This is a genomic window from Shewanella jiangmenensis, from assembly GCF_018596335.1.
Taxonomy (GTDB): domain Bacteria; phylum Pseudomonadota; class Gammaproteobacteria; order Enterobacterales; family Shewanellaceae; genus Shewanella; species Shewanella jiangmenensis.
On sequence record NZ_JAHEPS010000001.1, the window covers coordinates 271,880 to 287,799 of the forward strand.

General features: G+C 51.1%; 15 protein-coding genes. 1 reads left to right on the top strand and 14 read right to left on the bottom strand.

From position 1 onward, the window contains the following. Positions 1–55 precede the first annotated feature (55 nt). The 6 genes from KJI95_RS01270 to KJI95_RS01295 form a co-directional block, all read right to left on the bottom strand. Positions 56–2,038, bottom strand: coding sequence for an NERD domain-containing protein kinase family protein (locus KJI95_RS01270; RefSeq protein ID WP_214505359.1), 1,983 nt, complete (start codon positions 2,036–2,038; stop codon positions 56–58). 96 nt (positions 2,039–2,134) lie between these two features. After that, positions 2,135–2,539 (bottom strand): ribonuclease E inhibitor RraB, encoded by a 405-nt coding sequence (locus KJI95_RS01275; RefSeq protein WP_214505360.1) that lies wholly within the window; start codon positions 2,537–2,539, stop codon positions 2,135–2,137. An 11-nt stretch (positions 2,540–2,550) separates the two neighbouring features. Next, entirely contained in the window at positions 2,551–2,769 is a 219-nt protein-coding gene (locus KJI95_RS01280) for an RNA-binding S4 domain-containing protein (RefSeq protein WP_214505361.1), read from the bottom strand. Between the two features lie 71 nt (positions 2,770–2,840). Continuing rightward, complete coding sequence (locus KJI95_RS01285; RefSeq protein WP_214505362.1) at positions 2,841–3,383, bottom strand: GNAT family N-acetyltransferase; 543 nt, start codon at positions 3,381–3,383, stop codon at positions 2,841–2,843. A 295-nt stretch (positions 3,384–3,678) separates the two neighbouring features. Next, positions 3,679–3,957, bottom strand: a complete 279-nt coding sequence (locus KJI95_RS01290) for a peptidylprolyl isomerase (protein ID WP_214505363.1) — start codon at positions 3,955–3,957, stop codon at positions 3,679–3,681. Between the two features lie 128 nt (positions 3,958–4,085). Continuing rightward, positions 4,086–5,939: a DUF885 domain-containing protein gene (locus KJI95_RS01295; RefSeq protein WP_214505364.1), complete on the bottom strand. Its 1,854-nt coding sequence runs from the start codon at positions 5,937–5,939 to the stop codon at positions 4,086–4,088. A 75-nt stretch (positions 5,940–6,014) separates the two neighbouring features. On the opposite strand from KJI95_RS01295, the gene KJI95_RS01300 reads away from it, so the two are divergent. Then, positions 6,015–6,521, top strand: a complete 507-nt coding sequence (locus tag KJI95_RS01300) for a GGDEF domain-containing protein (RefSeq protein ID WP_214505365.1) — start codon at positions 6,015–6,017, stop codon at positions 6,519–6,521. A 381-nt stretch (positions 6,522–6,902) separates the two neighbouring features. On the opposite strand, the gene KJI95_RS01305 is transcribed toward KJI95_RS01300, so the two are convergent. The 8 genes from KJI95_RS01305 to KJI95_RS01340 form a co-directional block, all read right to left on the bottom strand. Next, entirely contained in the window at positions 6,903–8,156 is a 1,254-nt protein-coding gene (locus KJI95_RS01305) for a tetratricopeptide repeat protein (RefSeq protein WP_214505366.1), read from the bottom strand. A 2-nt stretch (positions 8,157–8,158) separates the two neighbouring features. Then, positions 8,159–8,779 carry an energy transducer TonB gene (locus tag KJI95_RS01310; protein ID WP_214505367.1) on the bottom strand — a complete coding sequence of 207 codons (621 nt, stop codon included), beginning with the start codon at positions 8,777–8,779 and terminating at the stop codon, positions 8,159–8,161. Position 8,780: 1 nt separating this feature from the next. Then, the gene (locus KJI95_RS01315) at positions 8,781–9,185 is read right to left on the bottom strand and encodes an ExbD/TolR family protein (RefSeq protein ID WP_214505368.1); all 405 of its coding nucleotides are present in this window, start codon (positions 9,183–9,185) and stop codon (positions 8,781–8,783) included. 13 nt (positions 9,186–9,198) lie between these two features. Continuing rightward, a complete protein-coding gene (locus KJI95_RS01320) occupies positions 9,199–9,726 on the bottom strand; it encodes a MotA/TolQ/ExbB proton channel family protein (RefSeq protein ID WP_214505369.1) in 528 nt (175 codons plus the stop codon). Next, positions 9,726–11,087: a MotA/TolQ/ExbB proton channel family protein gene (locus tag KJI95_RS01325; RefSeq protein ID WP_214505370.1), complete on the bottom strand. Its 1,362-nt coding sequence runs from the start codon at positions 11,085–11,087 to the stop codon at positions 9,726–9,728. Before KJI95_RS01325 ends, KJI95_RS01320 begins: the two co-directional genes overlap by 1 nt. After that, entirely contained in the window at positions 11,087–11,869 is a 783-nt protein-coding gene (locus tag KJI95_RS01330) for a DUF3450 domain-containing protein (protein WP_214505371.1), read from the bottom strand. Before KJI95_RS01330 ends, KJI95_RS01325 begins: the two co-directional genes overlap by 1 nt. Positions 11,870–12,155: 286 nt before the next feature. Continuing rightward, positions 12,156–13,088, bottom strand: coding sequence for a class I SAM-dependent methyltransferase (locus KJI95_RS01335; RefSeq protein ID WP_214505372.1), 933 nt, complete (start codon positions 13,086–13,088; stop codon positions 12,156–12,158). A 93-nt stretch (positions 13,089–13,181) separates the two neighbouring features. Continuing rightward, complete coding sequence (locus tag KJI95_RS01340; RefSeq protein ID WP_214505373.1) at positions 13,182–15,794, bottom strand: TonB-dependent receptor; 2,613 nt, start codon at positions 15,792–15,794, stop codon at positions 13,182–13,184. Positions 15,795–15,920 lie beyond the last annotated feature (126 nt).

Here is a 15,920-nt window from a genome sequence, read left to right on the forward strand (position 1 = left end):
GACGCGGTGTCGGGGCTTTGGCATTTAACGCTGTTTTAAGGAAAAAGGCAAAGCCTCAGCGAAAATTGACGTCCAGCCAATCATCAAGACCAAACTGGCGCAAATAGCAGCTTGCCGGGTCAATCTGCGCCTTAAAGGTAAGCACGGCTTCGCAGCAGTCAAACAGGGTATCGCCAAGATAGGCGCGGTCGAATTGATGCAGCGCATTCAGCATGCCCTCAGGCCCCATATCGCCTTTCAGCGCCAGCGGCGTCAACACATCGATAAAGCTTGCCACCAAACCGTAAATATCCCGCTCGGCCTCCCCTTCTTCGGCCCAGAATGCCGGGTCGGCATATTGGCTGGCATAGCGGGACGCAGCGATATCAAGCCCCAGACCAAAATTCACCAAAGTGACCTCGTCGCCATCAACTATGATGTTTTGCGGGCAGATCCCACCATGATAAATATCAAGCTGATGCAGATAGTTAAGCGCACTAAGCAATTTGGCAAACCACCTAAGCGGCTGACCGGGCTCAATGGCGCCGATGGCATCAAGCGACACACCGGCAAGCCAGCGGCGCACAGTGTAAAGGCTCTCGCCGCCGGGCAGCTGACCAAGGGCCAGCACCTGCTCCACCGCCGGGTGGCTGATGCGGCTTAAACTGCGATAAAGCGATGACAACATCGACCAGGACGCATCACTGCCGTGGTAAAGGCTCACCGCCACCGGATAGTTACCGAGAATGTGGGCGGCTTTCCAAAGCTCACTGTGCTCGGCTTTTGCAGTTTGCTCAAGCAGCCGATAATGATGGTCAATCACAGCACCCGGCATTGCGGAAAACTTAGCAGTATCCACCTCGCACACGCCTTGCTCTATCAATGCCGACAAATCGGCCCGAAGCGCATCGGCATCGCCGGCACCGCCCCGGGCTGCAGCGCGAAACCACTGATAAACCCTCGGCTGCCCCGTCGCCTCGGCAATCGCTGAAAAGCGCGCCGCATAGGCCTGAATATCCTCATCTTCAGTCACGTCACTGCGGATATCGATAAATTCCACATCGCCGCCGTCACTGACAAACACGCAGTTTTCGGCCCAGCCGCCGACGGTAAAGCCACGTCGGTGAATTTGCTTAAGGGCGGTAATGGAGCGGCGAAGAACTTCAAGCAATTGATAAACTGATAAATCCGCCAGTTTAAGCAGATGCAGCGGCAGCCCGCGCGGCATTCGAATAGGCAACACCAGCTGCTCGCCGTCCTGAATGAGCGGCGCGCTGTAAGGCACGGCGCTTAGGCCAGACAGTGCCTGCAGGCGGCGAAACTCATCCCGAAGTCGCTCTTCATGGCGCTCGGCATCGGCTGCGTCGCTGAACTCAATCGGCTGCAGAATTTTCAAAAGCCAGGGTGCAGTCCAGCCGCCGGGATTGTATTCCGCCTGCCAGACCTCCAAACCTTCCTGCAAAAACAGGCACTTTAACTTGATGAAATCCTGTATTTTATTGTTGCGGCTTTCAACCAGCGCCACCTGACCAATAGTGTCGAGTACCAATTCCTTTTGGGCGCGGCTGACCGGATGTTTATGAGGTGCGGTGAGTCCCCACTCCTTGGTCAGCGCCGCAATGATTTCATCCGGGGTATAAATGCTGAGGCTCTCACCGGACTTATCCAGCTCAATCTCCTCCCCTTTGCGACCGGTCACAAACACCATGCCCTGACACCAGGGCGCATACACCCCAACCGGTACCTTGTGTTTGAGTTTGCCCGCCAGCACCCGCGCCACATAGTTGGCTTTTGAGAGACTGTTGTCCACATCGCGGCCGTCAAGCTGCCAGGCGTGCAGTCCCGCATCCAATCGGCCGATATAGCCTTTGACATCGACCACATAGACGCCCCACTGCCCCAGCACCAGCGCGTCCACCTCCATCGCCTGCCCCGTCTTGGTGGGTATTTCGACGTTGGTCAGCAAAAAATAATCCGCCGGTAATTCGTCCGCGAGCAGCCCAAAGGCCCAACGCTCCGCGTCATTTACCGGTGTTCCGAAACTGATGTGCTTTGCCAATCCCCGCTCCCTGTGTCTGGCTTTTGTATTTGCCTGCTGAGTTTACGGCAATAAAAAACCACCGCAAGGGGTGGTTTTTATCGGGTTATTATCGGCTTAGTGATTACAGTGGGCGCTGCATTCGTGATGATCGTGGTCATGGTCATCATCGTCCATGAACTCGTCATCACCTTCCTGGTGCTGCATTACTCCCCAGCCGTCGCTTTGGCCGTCAAACTGAGCGGCGAAGCTGTTGAGCTCGACCTCTTTGGCAACCAGCGCTTCGTAATCAGGCACCATGTTGATGCAGACGATAAGCTCCCACTTTTCGAGCTCTTCGTTAAAGTTAAGTTCAAGCTCGCCGTCGGTATCCTTGCCGGCCATATCTTCGAGTGCCGATTCGGCGTCACGCTGATCTTCAAATACCAGGAAAAAGTCGACATCAAGTGATTTGGTCAAATCGATACCGGCGTCCTGCATGGCCTTGAGCATCTGGCCGTTGTCATCATCTGGAAACTGCATTGTCTTTCTCCTTAAGGCGCGAGGATCTCAACGGACTCGCCATTGAATGTCACTGTATCACCGGCAACGAGTTTTTTGCGTTTGCGGGTTTCCACTTCACCGTTTACCAGGACCTTGCCGTCGGCAATCGCGTGTTTGGCTTCACTGCCATCACCTGTCATGCCCTGCACTTTGAGTACTTTGTAAAGCTCGATATATTCTTCACCCGCATGCAGGGTGAGACTGGTCATTGCACCGCTCAAGGCTGTAACTCCATTGTCTGTTAAGCGGCGCATTATACACCTAAACGCGCCAACCTGCGCTAATTTACATCTAAGCGAGCATCTGCGAGCAGGCCGTAGACGCAGTCGTTATGCCACACGTCACCAATCAGGCTGTGGCACTTCAGCACCCCTTCGAGGGTAAAGCCGAGCCGCTCCAGCACTTTTCGTGAGCCAGCGTTTGACTCGCTGCACCAGGCAATAAACTTGTGCACATTAAAACTGTGAGCGCCCCAATCGATAACCGCGCGGGTCGCTTCAGTCGCAAAACCTTTGCCGGACATAGCCGGGCTTAACATGTAGCCGACTTCGGCCCGCCGTGACAGCGCGCACTCCATATGAAAGCCGGTGTAACCGACAAATTCGCCGTCCAGGGTTTCAATCACCAGCGTGAGCCACTCGCCGCTGTCATAGCGCCAGGGATTGAGCCGTGCTTCAAATTTACGCTCGACCTCGGCAACGCTTTCGCACACCCGCACATAGCGATTGACCTCGGCGTCGGTTTGCATGGCAATAAAGTTGTCCCTGTCAGCACTGATGAGCGGACGCAGCCGCAGTCGGTTGGTATAAAGCTGTATCGGCATCGCTATTCCTTGTTGGCGGTGGAATGAAGGGCTGGCGCAGGGGCGCCCCGTGGTTCTTGCCTAACCTAATCAGGCCCAGGTAATACTCAGGCTCATGTAATACTCAGGCATATGGCTTAAGAACTTAACCTGATTCGCTGCCGATGAAAATGCCGAGCACAACAGTGAGGCAGATGAGACAGTAAGCTGAGGCTGGAAGATGCAGGACGCACTCTGAAATGCAGAGGTAATAATCTCTCGCGCTCAGTAGTAAAGGTACATAAAAGAAAACGGCTGCCAAGGCAGCCGTTTTTTATCAGCAGCGGCTGGTTACTTCCAGCAGATGGTAGCCAAACTGCGTCTTCACCGGTCCCTGCACCACATTCAGCGGCGCCGAAAACACCACCTCATCGAACTCCCGCACCATCATCCCGGGGCCAAATGCACCCAATTCACCGCCCTGCGAACCCGATGGACAGGATGAATGTTGCCGCGCGATATCGGCAAAATCGGCTCCGGACTCGATTTGTGATTTTAAGCTCTCGCAGTGCTCCCGCGAACTGACCAGCAGATGTCTGGCTGTTGCCCGAACCATAGCTTGCTCCTTATTGGTATCGGGGTTGTCCCCCGGCATTTTTGTAACCGCACATGGCCTGCAGACGACAGCAGGAAATCCAGTATAAGGACACACGTACGAATTACAACGCCGGGGGCGACTGATTTTTACTGCAGCTGCGCCTTAACCCAGCGGTCAATCTTCTGCTCAAGCACTGCCATCGGCAGCGAGCCAGAAGTCAGCACCTGATCGTGGAACGCGCGCAGGTCAAACTTGGCACCCAAACGCTTTTCAGCGTCGGCGCGAAGCTCAAGGATTTTCAGCTGACCGACTTTATACGACAGCGCCTGCCCTGGGATGGCCATATAGCGCTCAACCTCGGCAATGATGTCAGACTCTGCCATCGGCGAGTTGTCCTTCATATACTGAATCGCCTGCTCACGGCTCCAGCCTTTGGCGTGCAGGCCAGTATCGACCACCAGACGCATAGCGCGCAGCATCTCATCTGAGAGCTTGCCAAAGTACTGATAAGGGTCGCTTAAGAGCCCCATTTCAATACCCAGATACTCGGCATAGAGCGCCCAGCCTTCTTCAAATGCGGTATAACCGCTGAAGCGCTGAAACTCTGGCACGCCGGTCAGCTCTTGTTTGATGGCAATCTGGAAGTGATGGCCTGGGGCCGCCTCATGCAGCGACAGTGTGGTCATGCCCCACTTTGGCTGAGCCTTAAGGTTGTAGGTGTTGATATAAAACACCCCGGGACGACTGCCATCTACCGCGGGCGCCTCGTAGGATGCCCCGGCGGCCGACTGCTCACGGAACGCCTCAACCGGCTTAACCACATAATCCGCCTTCGGCATCACATTGAAATACTTGGGCAATACCTTGTTGATATCGTCTTTGAGCGCCATATAGCCATCGACCAGACCTTGTCTGTCGCTGAAGAAATACTGCGGCTCGGACGAGAGCGAGGCAAAGAAGGCCTTCAAATCACCGGCAAACCCAACCTGAGTGCGCACTTTATCCATCTCGGCAAGAATGCGGGCAACCTCAGAAAGGCCAATATCATGGATTTCATCAACAGACTTGTCGGTGGTGGTGTGCAGGTTCGCCAGATGCTGATACCAGGCTTTGCCATTGGGCAGCCCCCACCAACCGTCTGAGGCCCGCGCCGCTGGCAAGTAACTGGTTTTAAGGAAGCTCTCCATTTTGGCAAGTGCAGGTAACAAGCGCTCACCAATCAGCGCCTGATAACGCTGCTCAAGCTCCGCCTTGTCCTCTGCACTGAGCTCAGCTGGCAATTTGGTGATTGGCGCATAGAAAATGCTCTCTTTCACGTCGGCAACCTGCTGGGCGGTGAACTGCGGGATCATCCGCTCAACCAGAACCCGCGGCAGCACCACTTTGCTTTCCATCCCCTCTTTCATGCGCGTTTCAGCGCGCTCAAGCCAGGCGATAAAACCGTCGAGACGCGACTCCCAGTTAAGGTAATCCTGCTTAGTGGCAAACGGCTGGGCAGATTCGCCGCTGCCAAGCTGCACCATGGTGATAACAGTGCTGTAAAACTGGTTCATCGGCAGGAATCGGGCCGGGAAGGTTTCATCCACCAGCGCCATATTGCGATCGTAAATGAAGAGATCGTAAGAGAGTTGCAGATCCGCAGGCAGCACAGCGCGGTCGATGGCGCGGGCCTTGGCAAGATAGCCTGAGTTGAAGTCGTGCCGGGCTTTGAGGTATTCCTCAGTCAGGTCGCCGCCAAACTCGGCGTTATAGTCATTCACACCAAAAAAGGTGGCATAGAGCGGCTCGAGCTTCAGGTAATCTTTGAAATAGCTGTCCACCAAGGCAAGGTAGGCACTCTTTGCCTGCTCGTTTAAGCCTTGTTCCTGTGATTTAACGTCTGATTTAACGCCCGCTTGCACATCCGCGGCGACAGCATTGGTGGCGTGCTCCGCCTTATCACCGCAGCCACCCAGCAGCAAAGCTGCGCCAACTGCCAATGCCAACATACCTTTTTGCATTATCTTCATCTCCCTTCGTCAACCACGCTGCAATCTTTCCTATACTGAAAAGAGCCATTTTGCAGGAGCTGCCCTATGATTTATTCGTTTCGTAATTCCGGATTTCGGGACCCGGAGACAGGCGTCTACAACCACACCTATTTTATGGAAGTCTTCAATCGCGAATGGCACCGGCATATACGCGATAAGCAAAGCCTGGCGCTATTGTATCTGTACCCTCACCTGCAGGAAACCACCAAAAAAGCCGGAATGCTGGAGCTGCTGACCAAAGATGTTGAAGGGGCGCTGCTGCGCTCAACCGATATGATGGGAAGACTCAATCAAGAGTGTTTCGCCATGGGGCTGTTCAATATAGATGATGCAGGCACTGAGGTCGTGGTTGAACGTATCAAGGCACAAATCGCCGAGTTTTTGGCTAAGTACGGAAAGGATGCGAGCTTACGGATGGACTACAGGATAGCCGCGTGCATCTGCCTGCCCACCAAGGATAGAAAACCTGAAACCCTGTTTATGAATACTGAAACCATGGTGCGATTGATGGACAGCACTTCAGAGAACAGTGCCATTGAGCGGCTGCAATAAACCCGTTAGCCATTTGTAAGCGGGCTTGCTGCCTCTCGCATCTACACGGCGTAAAGCTGAGTGAGCGGCAATGCCTGCCATGTATAAAACGGACAACATGAGCACATTTTGTAAGCGTAGGATAAACATCACTTGTAGAGAAAAACCGAGTGGCAGTATTCCTTGGCTCAAGAACGCTGATACAGTGACGCTAAACATTGAATTTGGCGATTCAAAACCGAACAGCTAGCACCGAACAGCAGAAACAAATACCGAACGCCGAAAAAACATAATCGGGTTACCAGCTCACATTCTAGCAATCCCGTTAGTTACTTAAGACAACACCCAGAAAAGAAAAAGCCATCCCGAAGGATGGCTTTTTTACGCTAGGCTAACACCAAATCACAGTGTGACTTTGTGCATGCGAGCCTTTTCTTCAGTGTAAGAAATGTAGCTCTTGGCGCTGCGTTCGGTCTTCTTGTCATTGGCAGCTTGCTTAAAGCGCTGGTAAGCGGCTTTATACTGCTTGAGCTGAAGATGCGCGATACCCAGTTCAAACTGAGCTTCGCCCGGACTTGGGATACCTGAGCTCAACGCCTTTTCAAGCACTGGGATAGCAGCAGAGTATTTCTCAATCGATGACAGCAGACGACCTTGTCTCAGGTACATCTTGCCATCGTTGGTCATCTCTGCAGCTTTACCGAAGTACTCTGCTGCTTCTGCCATCTCTTTGGCGCGCTGGTAGAAACCACCAAGCTGCTCATAGTTTTTGGCATTGGCTTCGAGGAGCCCTTCTTTCATGTGCTTTTCAAACACTTTGGCTGCACGGTAAGGTGAGTCCTGGTTTGACAACAGCTGCGCGTAACGAGTGATGCTTGGACCGTCACCCTTGATAAAGCCACCGCGGTAGGCGATATCGTAGGTCTGCACGGCACGAGGATAGTCCTCGGTCAGCAGGTAAACCTGAGCCAACTGAACCCACAATTTTGGATCGGGGAACAATGGCACCATGGTCTCAAGAACATCAGCAGCCTTTTTGTACTGCTTCTTCTCGTAGTAAGCGTTAAGTTTAACCTGATAGAGGTTGCGATCCGGCTCTGCGGCATGCGTCAGACCCTTATCAGCAACTTCAATGGCCTTATCAAACTGCTTGAGCTGCATGTGCGCTACGGCAATGGCACGGTAGGCTTTTGGATCGTCTGTCTTACAGGCGAATTCCATCCACTTGTAGAACACAGGAATAGCTTCTTTATACTTTTCCTGAGAAATCAAGAGGTCAGCGTACAGGCGCAGCGCCTGAGCGTGGTCAGTACCACCCAGGATGTCGGCATCGACAGCCTGCTTGATGTACTTAATAGCCACGTCCATCTTACCGCGCTCTGCGTACAGAGTACCGAGCATACGATCGACATAGGCCTTATCGAAACCACCTTTTGCGTTGATTTCGAGCAGCATGGCAATCGCCTGATCGGTTTGACCAGCGCTGTATAGCTCAAACGCTTTCTGCACTTTCTTACCTGCGCTTTCGCCTACTGCTTTTGACTGGCGCTGCTCCATCGGGCATTTGCCGTCGGCGGCGAAGGCGGCTGGCGCAACCAGGGCGCCAGAGCCAAGAACCAACAGCAGGGCGCTGGCGAGTTTATTAAACTGTCGCATCCTTAGTTAGCTCCTTTATCCAGTTTAAAGTCGAGTTGGACAGTCATACCTGGTTGTTTCTGGGCTTGGCCGTCAACAATCTTTGGTTTGTACTTCCACTTCTTCAGTGCACGAATCGCTTCTTTGTCAAACAAACGCTTTGGCTCAGCCGCAATCACTTCAACATCGTCTACACCACCAATTTCGTTGATGGTAAAGCGCAGTTGTACCCAGCCTTCTTTGCCATCTCTGGCGGCCTGGATTGGATACTGAGGCTCAATCCGGACGATAGGTGTTGCATCACCATCGGCTTTCATGAAGCTTCCTAGCTTCAACCCAGTGCTTGGGCCACCGGCGTCAAGCGCACCAGCGTTGAAGGTCAGTGCACCATCAATGTTTGATGACGTGTCAGGCGGAGTTGTATCCGGCTTCGGCGGTTGCTCTGGTGGTGGTGGTGGCTTAGGCACTACCCGAGGCTTGTTCTGCGCCTTGGCATCCTGTCTGTCCATGGTGATCTCAATCACCGGAGATTCGGTGGAGTTATCGGCGCGCTGCGCGCCGCCCCCCACCAGGGCAGCCATGAACCAAAACAAACCAAATGTCACCAAAGCACCAATAATGATAGATACCAGTGCTCTCAACATGTTAGTCGTTCCCCGCAGACACCGCGATCTTGTCGATACCGGCGGCCTTTACTTGATCCAGCACTTTAACAACGAGGCCGTGTTGGGCTTCTTTGTCGGCCTGGATCAGCACAGAGGCTTCCGGCGCTTCTGCCAGCATACGCTCAACGTTTGCAGTCACACGCTCCACATCAACCTGACGGTTTTCCATCATGATGATGCCGGTCTTACTGATACCGATGAAGATATTCGCAGAGGGCTTCTTGGTCGCTTGTGCAGCCGGCGGCTTGTTATAGTCCAGACCGGATGGCTTCACAAACGAAGTTGTCACGATGAAGAAGATCAGCATGATGAACACGATGTCGAGCATCGGTGTCATGTCGATTTGAGCTTCTTCATCCACATTGGAATGCTTTTTACGAGCCATGTTAAATCTCTCTTTAATGATGTGGCAGACTGTCTTTCAGACGCTCAAGACTGATTCTCATTTTGGTGTCCAAACGAGTGCTGAAAAACACCCCGGACAACGCAGCAACCATCCCCGCCATAGTTGGCATGGTGGCCTGAGAAATACCAGCTGCCATCATACGGGCGTTACTGGTTCCTTGAACTGCCATCACATCGAACACTGTGATCATACCTGTTACGGTACCGAGCAGACCGATCATGGGGCAAAGCGCCACGAGGGTCTTGATCATCAGCATCCGCGCGTTCATATCTTGCTTCGCTTGGGATACCCAAGCTTCACGGATACGGTGTGCATACCAGGAAGTGGTTTCCTCCCTGGCTTCCCATGCGGCGATGATAGCCTGGTGCTGTTTTGGTGCTACCCAACTGAGGTACCAAAAACGCTCCAACATCAACACCCACATGAGAAACAACACTGCCGCTACAAGCCAGAGGACGTCGCCTCCGGTGGCCATGAAGCCCCTGACGGAATCCCAGACATCCATCAGGAATAGCATCATTAGTTAGCCCTCTTCTCAGCGTGTTCAGCAATGATACCAGCGCTTTGCTCTTCAAGAGTTTGTACGATGGACTTGCTACGAGCTACTACAACAGCGTGAACCAGCATCAGTGGCAGTGCAGCAACCAGACCTTGTACGGTAGTTACCAGTGCCATAGAGATACCACCGGCCATCAGTTTTGGATCGCCAGTACCGAACAGCTGGATGCTCTGGAAGGTTGCAATCATACCGGTTACGGTACCGAGCAGACCCATCATAGGAGCGATAGCGGCCAATACTTTGATGATAGAGATACGGGTTTCGATAGCTGGAGTTTCTTTCAGAATCGCTTCGTCCAGTTTCAGTTCCAGAGTCTCAACGTCGGCGTCTTTGTTTTCCTGATACACTTTCAGGATACGACCCAGTGCGTTGTTACCTGGGTTGGCAACGTTCTTGGCCTGAGCCTTAACTTTGGTGCCAATCACAAACAGAGTCAGCAGACGCTCAAGACCGATCAGCAGACCCAGGGCCAGCAGAGCGATAATGATGTAACCGATGATACCACCGGCTTCCAGACGGTCCTGGAATGAAGCTTTCTGAGTGAAGATGTTCAGCAGAGTACCGCGAGCAGGGTCGATGTACAGAGCTTCAGCACCGCCGGTAGCTTTTTCCCAGCTAGCAACGGTCGAAACCTGATAACTGTCTGGTTGAGCTGACAGCTGCTGGATCAGACCCAGTTCAGAGTTGTACACAACATATTTGCCATCTGCAGTCAGGTTGAACGCACCGATACGGCTTACTGTGGTGTTAACCACGTTGCCGTCGATGTCGGTAACAGCGGCTTCAAACTTAACCACTTTGCCAGACTCAGCCATTTCAAACAGCTGTTCTTGCCAGAACTTTTCCAGCTCTTCGATTTTTGGCAGCTGCTTACGGGCACCCAGGTCAGCGATAAACGCGTCACGCTTTGGATACTGAGCAGAAATGTTAGAACCTACCAGTTTACCAGCGAAATCACCGGCTTCACCTTTAACCACACCGAACATTTCACCCAGGTCACCCTGAGCAGTTTTCAGCTCTTCTTCCAGCTGAGCGATTTTGCCTTCGTTGGCCAGAAACGCAGCGTTCAGATCAACACCACGCTGACGCTCAGCAGCCAGAGCGGCTTTTTCGCGCTGCAGCAGAGCAGCCTTATCACCACGCTCAGCCTGGAACTCAGCTTCGCGCTTGGCATTCACTTTACCTTCGGCAGCGCGCTCGGTTTTCACCTGTTGCAGCAGCTGGTCGATAGATTTTGGAGCAGGAGCATCAGCAGCACTCACCATACCAGCGGTGAGAGACAAACTGGCCGCTACTACGGCGGTAGTAATTAACTTCTTCATTATTGTGCAGCCTCCGCAGCTGGGATTGGTAACGCAAAGAGGTCAAGAGCGCCCTGTTTACGGGCAATGCGGATGCCTTTGGTCAGCTCACGCAGGTGCTTGTCTTCAAGCACATCCCAACCTTTGGTCTCTGGGTTGTACATCCAGCCAGACTTTTGATCCAGGCTCTGAGCGTAAAGGGCAACACGGCCCAGGTTGAAGAAATCAACCAGAACTTCTTTGCCATCCAGGTTCAGTTTGCCGGTAGTCACGGCAACGAAGGTGCCATACTCACGCTCGATGCTGTAAGCATCCAGAATGAGACGATATTTTTCAGCCAAGGTAACTTCAGCAGTACCGAGAAGAGTCTTCAGATCTTCGATACGTTTTTGACGAACTTCGGTGTTGAATGGCAGATCCAGAGCAACGAACTGCTCCAGTGACTCAACCATTTTGAACATCAAAGGCACAACGCCCTGACGCAGTTTGTCTACACCATTGATGTCGTCCCGGACAGACTGCATAGTCTTTTCCTGATCCGCAACCAAGGTCGCCAGGTAGTCGTTATATGACTTCAGAGCTTCACGCTCGTCAGCGACAGAGCCGTATTCAAACAGCATGTCCTGAGCCTGATCAAAGTAGGTGTCTACTTTCTTCTGAGATGCAGCTGCATCAGCATGGATCTGAGCATCGGCTTTCTGAACCTCTTTCAGAGATTCAGCAGCAACCAGGTTGCTGCCGGCCAGAGCCAACACGCCAACGAGTGCAGTAGCGATTTTGGTTCTATTGCTTACCTTGGACATAGTTCCCAACCAATTTGAAGTGAATAAAGGTTTAACTTACGGGCAACTCAGGCGTTTTGACGGGTCAACCGCCCGTTTACTACACATAAGTTTGTCTTTCTCTTGGGATTGTTAGAGTTTTCTTCCCATTCCCATGCCCCGAAGGGCATAGACCCGCTGGCATCATTTCACAAAATGTTGACCTGTGTCAACATGCCTAAAGGCGCAAGCAGTGCCTACTGATTGCGTAGGAGTAGTTAAGTAATCGGATTACTTTTAAGCGTCTGTTTTGCACCGGCTTAACATTTCAGCGTCGTTTTTTGCGGAAACAGACTCCCCAGCCAATCGCCTCACCGGTAGAATGAACCCTAACTTTATGTTTACTGACTAGCACTGCGCCTTGAGAGTCCATCAATGAAATGATTTCATCAACCTGGCTCTCCGTCAAAGCGGCTGACGAAAGATCCTCCAACCTAGACAATTGTTGTTTAAGTATTCTCTTTGAGTCTTCTATATATTGACACTTCCTTGACACGTTCCAGCAAAGAGCCGTCGTAAAAAGGTATTGAACACATCTACCGATTTCTGAATCTATAAATGCGGCCGGGAGCTTCCGATTCAGTTTGTCCAGATTCTCCAAGATACTCAATCGAAGCCGCTCGCATTCGGAGCTTGCTTTGATCGTCGCTATATCGGCCGGGCTACTGACATCGCCCATGAGCTCAACCAGATTGCGGCATAATACAAAAATCTCAGTGACAATAGCGTCTGACAACAAAGCCTCGATATCATGATTTCGTTTAACTACAAATGAGTCAGTAGAGTGCATGAACAAATTCATCACGCCACCTACCTTCAGCACCCTCAAACAATCTGGACCTGACTTGTTCCATTCACTGTATTCAAAGCCAAATTGAGAGCAAACGAAATCGAACGATTCAGACTCAAATGGTAAACTACACAACTCGATACCCGATTGTAGTCTGACCCCTTCAACGTCAGGTGTTATGACCTGTGCCTTATCCACACCGATTATGCTTAGACTTTTGTCATTAGTAAGTTCTTGTATCAGTATTGCGAGGGCGCCGTTGCCAGAAGCCAAGTCAAGAATATGGCTCCCTACGGATATATCTGCCAGCGCTTTCATCCAGTATTCGCGAATTTCACCGGTGTAAGTTTTCTGTAAACTCTCACCGAAGCTAGTGATATGGCCTTGTTGCCAGTAAGAACTCCAACTCATAACGCCCTATACATTTTCATTATTTACTCCTTTCACCGGAAAGTGACGCTACAAAAAAGCCCCCAAAATGGGGGCTTTTCTTTTGAGCACTGATTAGAATTTCAGCGTGTAGTTTACGCGGTATTCACGACCATAGTTGTTATAAAGATCTGCGTTATCATAAATACCATCAGAAGTCAGAACAGGGTCTTCATCCGTCAGGTTGTTTACAGTTAACAGAACTTTGCCAAATGAACCCATATCGTAGGAATAACTCAAGTTGTGAATTAACCAAGAATCCATCTTCTCAAGTTCGCCAGAACTGTCATCTTCTGTAGCTGATGTATAGTTCATATTCCAAGCGATACGGTGGTCACCCACAGTGTACGAAGTTGTAAATACCGACTTGAAGTCAGGCTGACCGTTCCAACCTGCCGTATCCTCAGCAGCAGAGCCACCCTCAACTTCTACGATGTAGTCCAGAACAAAACTATTTGTCCAGTTCAAACCGAATTCACCGATTCCAGTTTCGAAGTTGCCGTTAAATGCAACGTCTACACCCTTGATCTGCATTTTGTCGCCGTTACCGTATCCAGTACCAACTTCCAATGCTTTACCGAGTTTACCTGCTTCGCCTGGAGCACGAACTACATAAAACGTTTCACTCGGGCTAATAGAACCGCTATGGATACCTTTCATGACATTGGTGATTGAACGCTGAGAAATAACGTCGTCAATGTTCAGGTCAAAATAATCTACCTTCACAGCCATATTTTCGACGATATCCCAGGCAATACCAAAGTTCAAATAATCAGAGCTCTCAGGTCCCAGATCTTTGTTTGCACGAATGTAAGTATCATACTGCTTTGGAGTGCACGGAGAAGCATTGCTAGTACAATAAGGCTCATCTACACCAGTTTCAGCAGAAAACGTTGTTGCTGCGTACAGTTGATCCAATGCAGGTGCACGGAATGCCTCAGAGTAGGATGCTCGAACCACAACATTGTCTAGGGCCTGCCAACGAACAGATGCCTTAGGTGCAACGTTATTACCAAAGTCACTGTAATCGTCATAACGAGCTGCCAAGTTCAGCTCAACGCTATCGACAATTGGCAATGCTGCTTCATAGAATGCAGCCCAAACCTGTCTGTCACCACCGGCAGAGTTACCTGCGCTACCACCGATCAAACCAGCCTCAGACTGAGCATCGTACACAGACGCGTAATCTTGCTCAAAGTACTCCATGCCAAAGTAATGGGCAACAGCACCACCAGGCAATTCGAACGCATCAAATCCAATACCGGCGTTCCACTGATGGAAAATCGCGCTATCTTGAGTCAAGGTTGTCGCTTTCATGTTGGCGATACCTTCTTCTGAACCCAAATCGATACCATTCTTTTCGTTGTAAGCGAGACCGGACAAACTCAGATAATACTCACCGATAGACTTGTTATCGGCTTTATTGAAGTGATAATAAACTTCCCACTGTGCGTCATTCCACGCACCAATGGTACCACGCAGACCAGTCAGATAATCTTGGTTATAGTCGTCTACGTTGCCGTCACGAGTACCAATACCAACCCAACGGAAATAACCTGTAGTTTCCTCACCGTAAGGGTTGTGCGGGTTATCGGCGGCCATTTTGCGCCATGGAGCAGCTGGAGGAGCATAACGACCAAATGAGTTGTTCTGAGTAAACATTACTCGACCAAACCATTCCACGTCTTCAGAGATCTCATAGTTTGAGTCAACGTATACAGTATTGCGATCGACTGATGCTTTGTTGTAGGCAACGTTTGCGAAAGCATACATACAATAAGTGGAACCTGCGCCCCAGTCGTCATCCGCTTTTACTTTAGCAAATACGTTGTTTCCATATTCCGCAATCAAATCATCACACAATGGTGATGCCTGTGCTTCCGAGAAATCGGGTGACGCGATGGTAGCACCATAGATACTCCAACCGTTAGTCTCGGAGTAAGCCTGAATTTCACCATCTCCGTTCAGATCTCTCATCCAAGCGGCAGTGTAATCCCGATCACCGTCAGAGATACCTTTACGATCCTGATGATCGACGGCAAAAGTAATATTACCTTTATCCATCTGGTAGCCGGCGACCACAGAGAATTCTTTGCTTGTCAGTCCACCGTCACGTTCACGAGAACCAGCACCGGCATTGAACTCAATACCCTGGTAGTTCTTTTTCATGATGATGTTAACTACACCAGCAATAGCATCAGAACCATATGTGGAAGATGCACCATCGGTCAGAATCTCGATGCGCTCAACGGCTGCCATCGGCAGAGCATTTAGGTTCGCTGAAGCGCCACCCAAAGTTGGGGAGCCAGGGAATCTCTTGCCATCAATCAAAACTAGTGTGCGGCTTGAGCCTGCACCACGCAGGTCGATAGTCGCTTGAGACTGAGCAGAACTACCTGAACGCTCAGAGAAAGAACCGAAGGAGTTAAGGTTACTGTTGCGCAGTGCGTCGGCAACGGTAAAGTTCCCTTCTACCTTCATGTCTTCAGCGGAAATAACTGTAACCGGTGAAGCACCTTCCAAATCAGTTCGCTTGATGCGTGAACCGGTAACTTCAATGCGCTCAACTTTATCGTCAGCAGAAGCTTCATCAGCGGCATATACGGCTGGCAAAGCAAATGCAGTGGTGGCCGCGCCAGCGACCAAGGCAAAACGTACGGATTTTGCCAACATGCTGTTTTTAAGCATCGTCTATCTCCCTGGATTTCGATTTTTATAATATGCCCTTTCGGGCTATTGGCCGCTGTGCACACATCAAAACGAAACACAGCAGACACTTTCACCGAGAAATAAGAACACAGCAGAAACAATTTT